Raw genomic sequence first — 14,924 nt, 5'->3', positions numbered from 1 at the left:
TCTTCGTGCGCAAGAACATCAAGCTCACCGCCCTGGCCGCCACCGTTTCGGCGCTCGCCCTCGGCCTCACCGCCTGCGGCAGCTCCTCGGACCCGTCCTCCACCAAGGCCGACGGCGGCAAGACCGATGAGAGCAAGCCCCTGGTCGTCGCGGCGTCCCCGTCCCCGCACGCCGACATCCTGAACTTCGTGAAGGACAAGCTGGCGGCCAAGGAAGGCCTCAAGCTGGAGGTCAAGGAGTTCACGGACTACGTCCTGCCGAACACCGCCACCCAGCAGGGCCAGGTCGACGCCAACTTCTTCCAGCACAAGCCGTACCTCGACGACTTCAACAAGAAGAACGGCACCGACGTCGTGCCCGTCGTGAACGTGCACCTGGAGCCCCTGGGGCTGTACTCCAAGAAGGCCAAGGGCCTGAACGACATCAAGGCGGGCCAGACCATCGCCGTCCCCAACGACCCCACCAACGAGGGCCGCGCGCTCCAGCTGCTCGCCGCGAACAACCTGATCACCCTCAAGGAGGGCGTCGGCACGGCCGCCAAGCTGTCCGACATCACCGACAAGAAGGGCCTCGAGTTCAAGGAGCTGGAGGCCGCCACGGTCCCGCGCGCCCTGAACGACGTGGACGCCGCCGTCATCAACGGCAACTACGCCATCGAGGCCAAGCTCGTCCCGGCCAAGGACGCGCTCGTCCTGGAGAAGGCCGAGGGCAACCCGTACGCCAACATCCTGGCGGTCAAGAACGGCAACCAGGACGACCCGCGGATCCAGAAGCTCGCCAAGCTCCTGAACACCGACGAGGTCAAGAAGTTCATCGAGGACAAGTACCAGGGCTCGGTCATCCCGGCCTTCGGCAAGCCGGCCGCCTAGCTCCGGCCAGTGGCACCGGGCCGGCCCGATCCGGCCGGCCCGCCCGGCCCCGTACGCCCCACCGGTGTACGGGGCCGGCCTCTGCCCGCTTCCGGGCAGCCCGGCCCTGCACATCCCCAGGCCGATGCTGCATGCTGTGGCCTAAGACCCGCGGCCGCGGACCGCATACCCCGTGTATACCGTCCCGCGCCCCGGTCGCCTCGCACCACGGTCGCACCACGGTCTCAGGCTTGGAGCTGCGCATGACTACCACCTTCCCGGACGTCACCATCAGCACGGACCGGCTGGTGCTGCGCCCCTTCGAGGAAGAAGACGTCACCGCGCTCGCCGAGATGATGAACGACGAACACGTCACCGCCTGGACCTCCGTGCCGCACCCCTACACCTACGCCGACGCGGTCACCTGGGCCACGCGGACCGCCCACACGGAGCGCACCGAGGGCCGCGGCATCGTCTTCGCCGTCACCGAGTTCCTCACCCAGCGGCTGGTCGGCATCGTCCACCTGCAGGACACCGACTGGCGGACCCGCGCCACCGAGGTCGGCTACGTCACCGCCCCCTGGGCCCGCGGCGAGGGCTACGCCAGCGAGTCCGTCCGCGCCGTGGCCCGCTGGCTCTTCACCGACCAGGGCTTCGAGCGCCTCGAACTGCGCACCGCCGCCGACAACACCGCCTCCCAGCAGGTGGCCCAGAAGACCGGTTGCATCAGTGAAGGCGTCCTGCGCAACGCGTGCATAGTGCGCACCCAGAACCCCGACGGCTCCTGGGCCGACACCCGCAGCGACCTCATCGTCTGGGGCCTGGTCCCCGAGGACCTGGACGAGGACGAAGACGGGTACTCCGACTACTCCGACGGTTACGGGGACGGATACTCCGACGGCTACTCCGTCGGCTACGCGGAGCCCCGCGACGACGCCCCCGACGGCTACCGCATCCCCACCGCCCGCGCGAACGACGCGAACGGCTACGCCATCTTCTCGGACCGGAACTGACCGGATGACCGGGTAGTCTCACCAAGCCCGCCCCCCTCGACGAAGCTTCGCCCTGCCCCGGCCACCACCGGAAAGGGCCCCCTCCCACATCAGGAGACTGACGACGATGGCCGACCGGGTCACGGTGATCGGCTGGGACGGCTCCCCCCTGACCGCGGCAGCCCGGTCCGCGCTCTCCGCCGCCACCCTGGTGGCCGGCGCCGCCCACCACCTCGCACTCCCCGAAGTCCCGCCCACCGCCGAACGCGTGCGCCTGGGCAGCCTGGCCCTCGCGGCCACCCGCATCGCCGGCCACCGCGGCACCGCCGTCGTCCTCGCCGACGGGGACCCCGGCTTCTTCGGCGTCGTACGGGCCCTGCGCGCCCCGGAACACGGCCTGGAAGTGGAGGTCGTACCGGCCGTCTCCGCCGTCGCCGCCGCCTTCGCCCGCGCCGGGATGCCCTGGGACGACGCCCAGGTCGTCGTCGCCCACCGCCGCACCCTGCGCCGGGCCGTCAACGTCTGCCGCGCCCACTCCAAGGTCGCCGTCATCACCTCGCCCGGCGCCGGCCCCGCCGAACTCGCCCTGCTGCTCGAAGGAGTCCACCGCACCTTCGTCATCTGCGAGGAACTCGGCACAGACAAGGAACAAGTCACCGTCCTCACCTCCGACAAGGCCGCCGACCACAGCTGGCGCGACCCCAACGTGGTCATCGTCATCGGCGGTACGGGACCCGCCGCGGCCGCCGCCGAACCGGCCTGGCTGCTCGGCCGGAGCGCGGCACCGGCCGCCGGACGCGGCTGGGCACGCCCGCAGATCGACGTGGGAGAAGGGGAGGCCACGCAGCTGCGCGCGGCCCAGCTCGCCCGGCTCGGCCCGCGCACCGGGGACCTCGTCTGGGACATCGGCTCCGGCTCCGGAGCACTCGCCGTGGACGCCGCCGCCCTCGGCGCCGCCGTCATCGCCGTCGACGCCGACCGACACGCTTGCGAACGCACAACCACCGCCGCCCGCGCCCGGGGTGTGCAGCTCCAGGTCGTCAACGGCCGCGCCCCGCACGTCCTGGAGACCCTGCCCGAACCCGACGTCGTCCGCGTCGGCGGCGGCGGGGCCGCGGTCGTCGCCGCCGTCGCCGACCGGCGCCCCGAACGGATCGTCAGCCACGCCGCCACGCGCGACGAAGCGGAGGCCATCGGCCGGGTCCTGACCGAGGGCGGGTACGCCGTCGAGTGCGCGCTGCTCCAGTCCGTCGCCCTGGACACCCGTACCTGGACCGAACAACAGCGCTCCGTGGTGTTCCTGCTCGCCGCCGAACGCCCCGTTAACCGCCCGGACCGTCCCTAGCCGCAGGGCCGGGGTAGGCTGGCCGATCGTCGCACCGCCCGGACGATTCGGGCACGCGGCTCCGGCTGGACGCGCGACGTGGCGCAGTCCACAGAGGACCGTGGCGGTTATGGCCGACACGGTGACGAACGGGCAGGACAATACTTACTGGTTGTCGTGCGGCCGTACGTGAGGCCTCGTGGGCGACCGGGCAGTCGAAGAGGCAACACCGATGGGCGAGGGGTACGCATGACTGACACCGGCCAGGTTCCGGGCGAGGGTCTCCCGGACAGCACGGGCATGGTGGATCAGCAGGGCGTCCCCGCCCCGGTTCCCATGTCTTCCCCGGCGACCGGGAACTACGCCTTCCAGGACCTCGTGGACAACCCGGCCGAGCCGGAGGACGAGGAACTGCTGCTGATGCCGAGCAGCCAGGGCGCGTGGAGCGACCCCCAGGTCGTCCCGCCGGTGCCCGCCTTCCCCGACTTCCCCGAGCCCTCCGCGTACGCGGACGCCCCGTACGCCGATTTCGGCGGGGCCCCCGAGTACCAGCAGCCTCACCCGCCACAGCTCCCGGTCCCCGGGTCACCCCTCGGCTACGAGCCGGCCGGGTACCCGCAGCAGCCCTTCGAGGGGCAGCCGTTCGAGGCGCAGATGCAGGCGCAGGCGCAGGCGCAGGCGTTCGCGGAGCAGCCTTCCTTCGCCGACGCCTCCTACGGCGCCGGTGTGCACGAGGCCGGCGGCCGGGATTCCGGCGCCCTGGACCTCGGCGGCCTCATGGCCCCGCAGCCCCAGTCCCCGATCGCCCCCGTAGTGGCGGCCCCGGTGCGGCGGCCGCTGCACATGGGCCCGCCCGTCCCCGAGGCCACCGGCGGAGTCGTACGGTCCCTCGCGGACCGCGGCCCGGCCGCGGCGCCGGCCACGGCCCCCGTACAGTCCCCGGCCCAGACTCCGCTGACGCCGGCCGTGCCCGTTCCCGTACCGGTCGCCTCCGTGCCCTCCCTCTCCGAGCCCGTGTCGCCGGATCTGAGCACGCCGGCCACGCCCGTCCCGGTGCGCCAGTCCGGCCCGCCGACCGCCGGGCCCGAGTACCTCGACTTCACGCGGGCCGAGGCCGAGCACGTGCCGGTCCCGGCGCAGCAGCCGGTCGAGATCCCGGTCCAAGCCGGGACGCCGTGGCCCGCCGAGCCGGCTCCGGAAGCCCCGGCGCAGCCCGTCGTGGAGGCCGTCGCCGAGCCCGTCGCGGAGCCTTCGGCCGAGCCGGTCGCGGTGCCCGTCGCGGCCCCCGTCGCCTTCGCCGAGCCCCAGGCGGTCCTCGTGCCCGAGCCGGAGTCCGTGCCGGTGGCGGAGCCGCTGCCGGTCGCCGTGGCCGAGCCCGTCCTCGCGGAGCACGCGCCGGAGCCCGTCGCCGAGCCCCTCGCCGAGCCCGTCGTCTTCGCGGTGCCCGAGGCCGCCGCCGTGCCGGCATCCGAGCCCGTCGCGGTGCCCCAGGCCGAGGCCGGGGTTCCGGCCGAGGTGCTCGCCGTCGTGGAGCCCGAGCCCGAGGCCGCGCCGGTCGTGGAGCCCGAGCCGCAGCCCGCAGAAACGGTGGTTCAGGCCGAGGAGCCGGAGCCCCTGCCCGAGCCCGCCGCCGTCGTGGTCCCCGAGCCCGAGCCGGCCGCCGTCGCGCAGGCCGACGTACCGCTGGAGGCCGGACCGGCCCCCGAGGCCGGAACCGAGCCGCGGCCCGAGCCGGAAACCGAGCCCGAGGCCCCCGTCACCGAGGCGGCCCCCGGATACGCCGACGCCGAGCGCGAGGCCGTCCTGCGCGTCATGCGCGAGCGCCGTGACATCCGCAAGGGCTTCCGCCGCGACCCCATCCCGCACGAGGTGCTGCTGCGCGTCCTGGAAGCGGCCCACACCGCGCCCAGCGTCGGCCACTCCCAGCCGTGGGACTTCGTCGTCATCAAGTCCGCCGAGACCCGCCGGACGATGCACGAGCTCGCCGAGCGCCAGCGCGAGGCCTACGCGAAGTCGCTGCCCAAGGGCCGCGCCAAGCAGTTCAAGGAAATCAAGATCGAGGCCATCCTCGACACCCCGGTGAACATCGTGGTCACCGCCGACCCCACCCGCGGCGGCCGCCACACCCTGGGCCGGCACACCCAGCCGCAGATGGCTCCGTACTCCTCGGCCCTCGCCGTGGAGAACCTCTGGCTCGCCGCGCGCGCCGAAGGTCTCGGCGTCGGCTGGGTCAGCTTCTTCGACGAGCGCGAGATGGTCCGTGAGCTCGGCCTGCCGGAGCACCTGGAGGTCGTCGCCTACCTGTGCATCGGGTACGTGGACGAGTTCCCCGACGAGCCCGAGCTCGCGCAGGCCGGCTGGTCGCAGCGGCGGCCCCTCGCCTGGGTCGTGCACGAGGAGACGTACGGGCGCCGCGCGCTGCCCGGCGAGGAGCCGCACGACCTGCTCTCCGAGACCGTCGCCAGCATCCGCCCGCTCGACGCGAAGGCGCTCGGCGAGGCGTGGGAGCGGCAGAAGCGCATGACCAAGCCCGCCGGGGCCCTGGGCATGCTCGAGATCATCTCCGCCCAGCTGTCCGGCCTCTCGCGGGTCTGCCCGCCGCCGATCCCGGAGCCCGCCGCGGTGGCGATCTTCGCGGGCGACCACGGCGTGCACGCCCAGGGGGTCACCCCGTGGCCCCAGGAGGTCACCATGCAGATGGTGGCCAACTTCCTGGGCGGCGGCGCGGTGTGCAACGCGTTCGCCAACCAGGTGGGCGCCGAGGTCTGCGTGATCGACGTGGGCGTCGCCGGCGACCTCCCGGCCACGCCGGGGCTGCTGCCGCGCAAGGTCCGCCCGGGCACGGCCGACCTCTCGGTCGGGCCCGCGATGACCCGCGAAGAGGCTGTCGCGGCCATCGAGGTGGGCATCGAGACCGCCCGCGACCTGGTCGCGGCGGGGAACAAGGCTCTGCTTACTGGAGAGATGGGCATCGCCAACACCACGGTGTCGGCGGCGCTGATCTCGGTCTTCACCGGGGTGGACCCGGGTGAGGTCACGGGCCGGGGCACGGGCATCAACGACGAGACGCACGCCCGCAAGGTCGAGGTCGTGCGGCGCGCGCTGGAGCTCCATCAGCCGGACCCGGCGGACCCGATCGGCGTCCTGGCGGCCATCGGCGGCCTGGAGCACGCGGCGATCGTGGGCCTCCTCCTCGGCGGAGCCTCCCTGCGCACCCCGGTGATCCTCGACGGCGTCAGCGCCGGCGCGGCCGCCCTGGTGGCCCGGGCCATCGCGCCGGAGTCGCTGTCGGCGTGCATCGCCGGACACCGCAGCGCGGAGCCGGGCCACGTGGCCGCCCTGAACAAGCTCGGCCTGCGCCCCCTGGTCGACCTGGACCTCCGCCTCGGCGAGGGCACGGGGGCGCTGCTGGCGCTGCCGCTGGTGCAGAGCGCTGCGCGGGCCATGCATGAGGTGGCGACCTTCGACTCGGCGGGTGTCACGGAGAAGTAGCGGGGGCTGCGGGGCCGGTGCCGGGGACGGGGTGGGGTGTCGTCCGGGACTCATGATTTATGGCGCCCTGTGCCGCGCTGCGTCCCGGATGGCTTCTTTCGCGCCAACACATCACGTTTTACGTCCCGGACGACACCCCACCCCGTCCCCGTCCCGTCCCCGTCACTGGCGGGCATCCAGCCCCGCCGGGCCACACCCAGCCCCTAGGCCACACCCAGCCCCTCCGGGCCACATCCAGCCCCTCCGGCGTTTGAGGAGCGGGGTCCGGGGCGGAGCCCCGGTTTCGGGAAGGGGCGGGGTGGGGGAGAGCCCCGCAGGGCTTCCGTCGAGCCGCGTCGGCCAGGCGCCGCGCAGCCGACCCGGGACGGGAGCCCGCGTACGGGCCCGGGATCATGGGGCGGGAGCCCCGTGGCCTGGGGCGGAGCCGGGGCACCGGCGGGCCGGGGCAGCCGCCCCCCGGGGCGACCACCGCGCAGGTGGGTCGTATCGTGGACCCCGGACGGGCCACCGCACGTCACCGCCCGATCAGCCGCTCCAGCGACGCAGCGGCCCGCCGTCACCGCCGCATCAGGAGCCGCAACCGCCATGGGACACCCGGCACACCCCGCCTACCCCGTCGGACTCCGTCTCACGGGCCGCCGAGTCGTCGTGATCGGCGGTGGCCAGGTCGCCCAGCGCCGACTGCCCGCGCTCATCGCGGCCGGCGCCGACATCGTCCTGATCTCGCCCTCCGCCACCCCCTCCGTGGATGCCATGGCGGAGACCGGCGAGATCCGCTGGGAGCGCCGCCGCTACGAGGACGGCGACCTCGCCGGAGCCTGGTACGCCCTGGTCGCCACCCGGGACCGTGCCGCCAACGACGCCGCCTCCGCCGAAGCCGAGCGCGAGCGGATCTGGTGCGTCCGCGCCGACGACGCCGAGGCCGCGAGCGCCTGGACCCCGGCCACCGGCCGGGTGGAGGGCGTCACCGTCGCCGTACTGAGCGGCAACGACCCCCGCCGCTCCGCCGCCGTCCGCGACGCGGTCGTCGAGGGACTGCGGGACGGTTCCCTGACCGCCGCCCGCCCGCACACCCCCGGTGTGTCCCTGGTCGGCGGAGGCCCCGGCGACCCGGACCTGATCACGGTCCGCGGCCGCCGCCTGCTCGCCGAGGCCGACGTGGTCATCGCCGACCGGCTGGGCCCCCGTGACCTCCTCGACGAGCTCCCGCCGCACGTCGAGGTCATCGACGCCGCGAAGATCCCGTACGGCCGTTTCATGGCTCAGGAAGCCATCAACGACGCCCTGATCACGCACGCCAGGGCCGGCAAGGCCGTGGTCCGGCTCAAGGGCGGGGACCCGTACGTCTTCGGCCGCGGCATGGAGGAGCTCCAGGCCCTCGCCGAGGCAGGCATCCCCTGCACGGTCGTGCCCGGCATCTCCAGCTCGATCTCCGTGCCCGGCGCGGCCGGCATCCCGGTCACCCACCGGGGCGTGGCCCACGAGTTCACCGTGGTCAGCGGCCACGTCGGCCCCGACGATCCGCGCTCCCTGGTGGACTGGGCCTCCCTCGCCAAGCTCACCGGCACCCTGGTCATCCTCATGGGCGTCGACAAGATCGGCCTGATCGCCGAGGCGCTGGTGCGCCACGGCCGCCCCGCCGACACCGCCGTCGCCGTCATCCAGGAGGGCACCACCGCCTCCCAGCGCCGCGTGGACGCCACCCTGGCCACGGTCGGGGAGACCGTCAAGGCCCAGGAGGTCAGGCCGCCCGCCGTCATCGTGATCGGCGACGTGGTGAAGGTCCACCGGCCCGCGGCCGAGTGACACCCCGCGTTCGCGCAACCCCGCAGAGCCGTTGGCACCGCACCCAGGACAAGGCAGTATCACCCTGTGGCTGATCTCATCACCGTCGAGGACCCCGACGACCCGCGCCTGCGCGATTACACGGGCCTGACCGACGTCGAACTCCGGCGCAGGCGCGAGCCCGCGGAAGGTCTCTTCATCGCCGAGGGCGAGAAGGTGATCAGACGCGCCAAGGACGCCGGGTACGAGATGCGCTCGATGCTGCTCTCCGCGAAGTGGGTCGACGTCATGCGCGACGTCATCGACGAGCTCCCGGCCCCGGTGTACGCCGTCAGCCCGGAGCTCGCCGAGCGCGTCACCGGCTACCACGTGCACCGCGGCGCCCTCGCCTCCATGCAGCGCAAGCCGCTGCCCACGGCCGAGGAACTGCTCGCCACCACCCGGCGCGTGGTCATCATGGAAGCGGTCAACGACCACACCAACATCGGGGCCATCTTCCGCAGCGCGGCCGCCCTCGGCATGGACGCGGTGCTGCTCTCGCCCGACTGCGCGGACCCGCTGTACCGGCGCTCCGTCAAGGTCTCCATGGGCGCGGTGTTCTCCGTCCCGTACGCCCGGCTCGAAGCCTGGCCCAAGGGCCTGGACTCGGTGCGCGAGGCGGGATTCAAGCTGCTCGCCCTCACCCCGCACCAGAAGGCCTCGCCGATCGACGAGGCGGCCCCCCAGGACCTGGAGCGGGTCGCGCTGATGCTGGGCGCGGAGGGGGACGGACTGTCGACGCAGGCACTGGTCGCGGCCGACGAGTGGGTACGGATCCCGATGGCGCACGGGGTGGACTCGCTGAACGTGGGCGCGGCCGCGGCCGTCGCCTTCTACGCGGTGGCCAGCGGCCGCCCGTAGGCCCTAGATGTATTGACCTGCAGGGTTGTTGACGCGGCTGATGGGTGGTTTGCCGTCGAGTGCGGTGTGGCAGCGGTGGTGGTTGTAGGTGTGGAGGAAGTCTGTCAGGGCTGCTGTCCGTTCGTCGTTTGAGGTGTAGGGCCGTAGGTAGGCCCATTCGTCCAGCAGGGTGCGGTTGAAGCGTTCGACTTTGCCGTTGGTCTGGGGCCGGTAGGGGCGGGTGAGTTTGCCGCTCGCGCCGAGGTCGGCCAGGACGTTCTTCCAGGCCAGGCCTTTGCGGTAGGCCCAGGCGTTGTCGGTCAGGACCCGTTCGATGCGGGTGATGCCCTGGGAGAGGAGGAACGCGGCCGCGCGGGTGAGGAAGGCCGCGCAGGTGGCGGCTTTCTCGTCTGGGTGGATCTCGCTGTAGGCGAGGCGGGAGTGGTCGTCGACGGTGGAGTGGACGTAGTCGAAGCCCATGGCGGAGCGGGTGGTGCGGCCGGCCTGGCGGCCCAGGACTTTGTGGCCGCCGCCGTCGGGGATCCGGCCGAGTTTCTTCACGTCGATGTGGACCAGCTCGCCCGGGCGGTCGCGTTCGTAGCGGCGGATCACGGTGCCGGTGGGGCGGTCGAACCAGGCGAGCCGGTTCAGGCCGTGGCGGGTCAGGATCCGGTGGACGGTCGAGGCGGGCAGGCCCGGGACCGGGCCGATCCTCGCGGGGCCCAGCTTGCGGGTCCGACGCAGGTCGCAGACCTTCGCCTCGATGGCGGCCGGGGTCCGGTGCGGCGTCCTGTGAGGCCGGCTGGACCGGTCGTGAAGACCCGCCTCGCCCTCGGCCCGCCACCGGCGCACCCACTTGTGGGCAGTGGCCCGCGATATGCCCATCTCGGCTGCTACGTGGGCGACCGGACGTCCCGATGCGACCCGATCGACCAGCAGGCGCCTACCGAAGACAGTCAGCCGGGCATTACGGTGGGACACGAAGACCTCCGTTGTGCAATGGGTTCCTAGACAGCTCCCACCACACCGGAGGTCTTCGCCATGTTCAAGACCTGCCAGGTGTCAACAACGCTCGTGATCAATACACCTAGAGCTTCTGGGCCAGTGCGATGCCCAGCGCCACGAGCAACGTCACCACGACGAAGACGATCAGGCGCTGGCGCATCAGCCTGGGGTCCGGCCGGGACGGCCGCCGCCCCGTGCCCGTCGTACGGGGAGCCGGGCGGCCGCCCGTACGCCCGGCGGTGGAGCCGGGGCCCCGCGAGCCGGTGCTCCGGGGCGAGGAAGGCCGCGAGTCGGGCCCGCCGCGCGGTCCCTGACCCTTGGCCGGCGTCTTCGCCTGGCCCGCTCCGGTTCCCGTACCCGCTCGTCCCGGCACGGGGGTGCCGGCGCCGCGGCGCTCCGTGCGCTGCTCGGCGTACCCCTCGGCGTAGTCCTCGGGCAGTCGCCCCGTCGGCCGCTCGGTCCGCGCCCGCTGCGCCGGCGGACGGCTCTCGCCCATTCCGTGCGCCTCGCGGGCCGCGATCTCCTTGAGCCGCATCGACAGCTGGAGGGTGGTCGGCCGCTCGTCGGGATCCTTCGCCAGGCAGGCCCGTACGAGGGGGGCGAGCGCGTCCGGAACACCCTGGAGGTGGGGCTCCTCGTGCACCACGCGGTAGAGCATGACCTCGGAACTGCCGTGCCCGAAGGGCGAGTCGGCGGTGGCCGCGTAGGCGAGGGTGGCGCCGAGGGAGAAGACGTCGGTGGCGGGCGTCACGGCGGCTCCGCGGACCTGCTCGGGCGCCAGGAAGCCGGGGGAGCCGACGGCTGTTCCCACGTGGGTGAGGGTGCTGGCGCCGGTGGCCCAGGCGATGCCGAAGTCGATGATGCGGGGGCCCTTGGGCGACAGCAGGATGTTCGAGGGCTTGAGGTCGCGGTGGACCACCCCGGCCTCGTGTACGGCGACCAGTCCCTCGGAGAGCGCGGCGCCGATGGCGGCGATGGCCACGGCCGTCAGGGGGCCCTCCTCGGCCACCTTGTCGTGCAGGGAGGGGCCGGGCACGTACTGCGTGGCGAACCAGGGGCGCTCCGCCTCCAGGTCCGCGGCCACCAGGCGCGCGGTGCACCCGCCGCGGATCCGCCGGGCGGCGGAGACCTCTCGGGCGAAGCGCGAGCGGAACTCCTGGTCCTCGGCGAGGTCCGGCCGAATCACCTTGAGCGCGACGCGCTGTCCGCGCCGGTCGGAGCCCAGATAGACGACGCCCATGCCGCCGGCGCCGAGGCGCCGGTGCAGCCTGAACGAGCCGACGACACGCGGGTCCTCGCGCCGGAGCCGCATCATCGCCATGTCCACCCCGCTGACCGGTCGTCCTGTTGACGTGGCACAGCTTACGGACCATCCGGCATGCGCGCTCAGAGGCCGCGCCCTCGCCGGGGGATTCGATTGTCAGTACGGGGCAGTCCACTTGGGGATTCACCGAACCACCGGTAGGACGCATGTGCGGACCGGGGTGGTTCGGTCAAGCCGGGCTGGAGACAAGGGAATTGGGGTCCGGGGCGGGGTGGAGGGGGAGCGGCGGCCGCGGGGGCGGCCGGCCCCGCGCGGTTGATCTTGGGAGTGCCTGGTCGGCGGCCGGACGTGTGCGGTGAGTGACGGAAGTGAGCGAAGTCACTACGCTCCGGTGATCCCCTCCGGGATGACCCTCAGAGCGGGGGACCGGTCTCCACCCAGGGGAGTACGCGCGGGGTGCACGGGTCATCCTCCTGGAGGCCAGGCAATGGGTACGAAGGCATGAGGCCAGGAGCCTTCCCCGCACCTAGTGTTGAAGACAAGCGGCGGGTGGAGAGCACTCGTCCCCCGAGGTCATAAACCCGCCGCTGCCAAACGACAGGGAGAGGACCATGGCGGACATCGCACGGCAGGGACGCAAGGCATTCGCGTTCAACAGCCATGAGTCCGGTCGTCGCCACCCACTGGTGGCCGCGGCCATGGTGCTCCCCCTGGCCGCCCTCCTGCTCTTCCTCTTCGGAGGCTTCGACCAGGTGGTGGCACAGGCGTCGTCCGTAAGCGTGATGTTGGGGCGCTGAGCGGCGCCCCGGGCCCAGGAGAGCGGCCTGGGCCGGGACTGTCACCGGCCGAACCCCGTGGGGACGGGGGAGCGGTCGACGGACGGCAGGTGAAGGGTGCTGCGCGTACGGCTGGGGAGCCGGACGCGCAGCACCCTTTCTCATGCCCGCGCACGCCCTCATGACGCGCCCCGTCCCGCGCGCCTTCGCGATCCACCCCCCGACGCCCCCCGGCGCGCCCCAGTTCAGCGCTGGCGCGCCGCCCGGGCTTGGGGCCGCTGCGCCGGACTCCGTCCGGCGGTATCCGTCCGGAGTACCGCCACTGCCGCCCGGCCCCGTGCTGCGTACTCTCGTCCCGAGGAGCACCCGCCCGGGGTGCGGGGCACGGGGAGAGCCGAGGCGTGGTTCGGCTGGAGCGAGTGAGCGCGGCCGCGCTCGCCGCGTACGCGGGCGCGGCGGAGTACGTACTCCTCGCGGACCGCGACGACGGCACCGTGGTCCGCTGCGGGGACGTCGTGGCCAAGGCACACGCGGGCGACAGCGATCCCGACGCCCTGGCGGTACGCATCCGCGTGGCCGGGGACCCGGCGCTGGCCGGAGTGCTGCTGCCCCCGCTGCACACCGGGCTCGGCCTGGTCGGTTCCCGGCCCGTCTCCCTGTGGCCCTACGGTGCTCCGGTCGCTCCGGACCGCCCCGAGGAGGCCCCCTGGGAGCCGGCCGCCGAGCTCCTGGCGGCCCTCCACCGGACCCCGCTCCACCACCTTCCGTACCCGGTCCCCCCGATGCGCGGCCCGGCGAAGCTCGCCCGCGCCCTCCACCGGCTCGACGTGGCGCACCCGCCCCGGGTCCGCGCCCGCGTACGCGCGTCCGCCGGGCAGGGCCGGCCGGCGGATCCTGCTCCGCCGGCCGGTGCGGGGCCCGGGGGCCGGCAGGCCGGGGTCAGGATCCCGGGGTGCCCGGCCGGGGACGTGGACGCCGACGCCGCGCGGATGGCGGGTCTCGTCCGGGTCGCCGCGGCCACGCTCCCCGGGTGGGCCCGGGGGGAGGGGGCGGCGCCATCGGGCGGGGCGCTGTGCCACGGTGACCTGCACCTCGGGCAGCTGGTCCGGAGCCCGGCCGGGGGCTGGCTGCTGATCGACGTGGACGACCTGGGACTCGGCACGCCCGCCTGGGACCTCGCCCGGCCCGCCGCCTGGTACGCCGCCGGGCTGCTGGACACGGAGACCTGGCTGCGCTTCCTCGACGCCTACCGGGGCGCCGGCGGTCCCGCGGCCGGTGCTCCGGGCAGCGATCCCTGGCCGGAACTCGATCTCGCCGCCCGCGCGCTCACCGTGCAGACGGCCGCGCTGGCCCTCGCCAAGGCCGCCCGCGAGCGGCGCCGACTCGACGACATGGAGCGGCTGATGGTGGAGGCCTGTGCCCGAATTGCCTCCCTCCCGCCCGACTTGGAGCCGGAGGCTCCGTCGTAGGGTGAGCCTCACGCCACCGGGTACGCATCCGGTGTCGAAGCGAACGGCGAGGAGTTGATCCGGTCATGCAGTGTCCGAAGTGTCACGCGATGATGCACACCTACAACCGCAACGGTGTCCAGATAGAGCAGTGCAGCGGTTGCCGCGGCATCTTCCTCGACTACGGCGAGCTCGAGGCGCTGACCCGTCTGGAGTCCCAGTACACCTCCCAGTACGGCCAGGTCCCGCCCCCGGCCGCCCCGCCGGCCCCGGCGCCTGCCGCGTACCCGCAGCAGCACGCCGCGCCCGCGCCCGCCTGGGGCGCCCCGCAGCACGGCGGCTACGGTCACGGCCACGGCCACCGCAAGGGCGGCCTCGGCCGGATGCTCTTCTCCTCCTGAGCCGGCGCAACACGCGAAAGCCCCGGCCGTGGAAACGGCCGGGGCTTGGCGACTACTGGTGCGCGATACTGGGATTGAACCAGTGACCTCTTCCGTGTCAGGGAAGCGCTCTCCCGCTGAGCTAATCGCGCGGGACCACGTTCACGGTGCGAACACCGCAGGTGGTAGGTGTGAAGCGTACTGCGTGCGCGATACTGGGATTGAACCAGTGACCTCTTCCGTGTCAGGGAAGCGCTCTCCCGCTGAGCTAATCGCGCGGGGGTCCTTGCGGACCAGTGGACGATACTGGGATTGAACCAGTGACCTCTTCCGTGTCAGGGAAGCGCTCTCCCGCTGAGCTAATCGTCCTTGGAGGTGGAGACGGGATTTGAACCCGTGTAGACGGCTTTGCAGGCCGTTGCCTCGCCTCTCGGCCACTCCACCATGGAGCAAGCAGGGGGTCCTCGGGAAAGATGATCCCCCACCTCAGAGCGGACGACGAGACTCGAACTCGCGACATCCACCTTGGCAAGGTGGTGCTCTACCAACTGAGCTACGTCCGCAGGTCACCGTGTTCGCTCCGGGGTTTTGCCCCTTCGCTCCCTGGCGACGTGTTGAACTCTAGCGGATTCCCGGGCCAGCTCAAAAACGCGTTTCCGCAGCGTGCTGCCGCCCGATCACCGCCGGTCACCCGGCAGACGCCTCACCGGCGCCCGGGCGTCACCGGTCAT

11 protein-coding genes and 5 tRNA genes are annotated in these 14,924 nt (G+C 73.1%); 9 read left to right on the top strand and 7 right to left on the bottom strand.

Annotated features, from left to right (window positions below):
* Positions 1–5: 5 nt before the first annotated feature.
* The 6 genes from OG247_RS09600 (at position 6) to OG247_RS09575 (ending at position 9,341) form a co-directional block, all read left to right on the top strand.
* Positions 6–869, top strand: coding sequence for a MetQ/NlpA family ABC transporter substrate-binding protein (locus OG247_RS09600; protein ID WP_327251837.1), 864 nt, complete (start codon positions 6–8; stop codon positions 867–869).
* 242 nt (positions 870–1,111) lie between these two features.
* Positions 1,112–1,861 carry a GNAT family N-acetyltransferase gene (locus OG247_RS09595; RefSeq protein ID WP_327251836.1) on the top strand — a complete coding sequence of 250 codons (750 nt, stop codon included), beginning with the start codon at positions 1,112–1,114 and terminating at the stop codon, positions 1,859–1,861.
* 106 nt (positions 1,862–1,967) lie between these two features.
* The gene (gene cbiE, locus OG247_RS09590) at positions 1,968–3,185 is read left to right on the top strand and encodes a precorrin-6y C5,15-methyltransferase (decarboxylating) subunit CbiE (RefSeq protein ID WP_327251835.1); all 1,218 of its coding nucleotides are present in this window, start codon (positions 1,968–1,970) and stop codon (positions 3,183–3,185) included.
* 228 nt (positions 3,186–3,413) lie between these two features.
* On the top strand, positions 3,414–6,656 hold the full coding sequence (gene cobT, locus OG247_RS09585) for a nicotinate-nucleotide--dimethylbenzimidazole phosphoribosyltransferase (protein ID WP_327251834.1): 3,243 nt from the start codon (positions 3,414–3,416) through the stop codon (positions 6,654–6,656).
* 585 nt (positions 6,657–7,241) lie between these two features.
* The gene (gene cobA / locus OG247_RS09580; protein ID WP_327251833.1) at positions 7,242–8,462 is read left to right on the top strand and encodes a uroporphyrinogen-III C-methyltransferase; all 1,221 of its coding nucleotides are present in this window, start codon (positions 7,242–7,244) and stop codon (positions 8,460–8,462) included.
* A gap of 66 nt (positions 8,463–8,528) precedes the next feature.
* Positions 8,529–9,341: a TrmH family RNA methyltransferase gene (locus OG247_RS09575; protein WP_327251832.1), complete on the top strand. Its 813-nt coding sequence runs from the start codon at positions 8,529–8,531 to the stop codon at positions 9,339–9,341.
* 3 nt (positions 9,342–9,344) lie between these two features.
* Here the strand turns inward: OG247_RS09575 and OG247_RS09570 are convergent, their stop codons facing one another.
* Together OG247_RS09570 and OG247_RS09565 are read right to left on the bottom strand one after the other, a co-directional pair.
* A complete protein-coding gene (locus tag OG247_RS09570; RefSeq protein ID WP_327251831.1) occupies positions 9,345–10,301 on the bottom strand; it encodes an IS481 family transposase in 957 nt (318 codons plus the stop codon).
* A gap of 106 nt (positions 10,302–10,407) precedes the next feature.
* Positions 10,408–11,646, bottom strand: a complete 1,239-nt coding sequence (locus OG247_RS09565; RefSeq protein ID WP_327251830.1) for a serine/threonine-protein kinase — start codon at positions 11,644–11,646, stop codon at positions 10,408–10,410.
* Between the two features lie 554 nt (positions 11,647–12,200).
* Here OG247_RS09565 and OG247_RS09560 point away from each other — a divergent pair.
* The 3 genes from OG247_RS09560 to OG247_RS09550 all read left to right on the top strand — a co-directional run bounded on the left by OG247_RS09560 (position 12,201) and on the right by OG247_RS09550 (position 14,214).
* The gene (locus OG247_RS09560) at positions 12,201–12,386 is read left to right on the top strand and encodes a hypothetical protein (protein ID WP_266876567.1); all 186 of its coding nucleotides are present in this window, start codon (positions 12,201–12,203) and stop codon (positions 12,384–12,386) included.
* A gap of 494 nt (positions 12,387–12,880) precedes the next feature.
* Positions 12,881–13,834 (top strand): phosphotransferase family protein, encoded by a 954-nt coding sequence (locus OG247_RS09555; RefSeq protein WP_442813593.1) that lies wholly within the window; start codon positions 12,881–12,883, stop codon positions 13,832–13,834.
* A 65-nt stretch (positions 13,835–13,899) separates the two neighbouring features.
* Positions 13,900–14,214: a TFIIB-type zinc ribbon-containing protein gene (locus OG247_RS09550; RefSeq protein WP_327251828.1), complete on the top strand. Its 315-nt coding sequence runs from the start codon at positions 13,900–13,902 to the stop codon at positions 14,212–14,214.
* Positions 14,215–14,270: 56 nt separating this feature from the next.
* On the opposite strand, the gene OG247_RS09545 is transcribed toward OG247_RS09550, so the two are convergent.
* The 5 genes from OG247_RS09545 to OG247_RS09525 all read right to left on the bottom strand — a co-directional run bounded on the left by OG247_RS09545 (position 14,271) and on the right by OG247_RS09525 (position 14,756).
* A tRNA-Val gene (locus OG247_RS09545) sits at positions 14,271–14,345 on the bottom strand.
* 54 nt (positions 14,346–14,399) lie between these two features.
* Positions 14,400–14,471: transfer RNA gene (locus OG247_RS09540), tRNA-Val, on the bottom strand.
* 19 nt (positions 14,472–14,490) lie between these two features.
* Positions 14,491–14,562, bottom strand: a tRNA-Val gene (locus OG247_RS09535).
* Position 14,563: 1 nt separating this feature from the next.
* Positions 14,564–14,637 (bottom strand) — tRNA-Cys (locus OG247_RS09530).
* A gap of 46 nt (positions 14,638–14,683) precedes the next feature.
* A tRNA-Gly gene (locus tag OG247_RS09525) sits at positions 14,684–14,756 on the bottom strand.
* Positions 14,757–14,924 lie beyond the last annotated feature (168 nt).

The sequence above is a fragment of the Streptomyces sp. NBC_01244 genome, assembly GCF_035987325.1.
Classification (GTDB): domain Bacteria; phylum Actinomycetota; class Actinomycetes; order Streptomycetales; family Streptomycetaceae; genus Streptomyces.
This window is presented reverse-complemented; position numbering and strand designations above follow the sequence as displayed.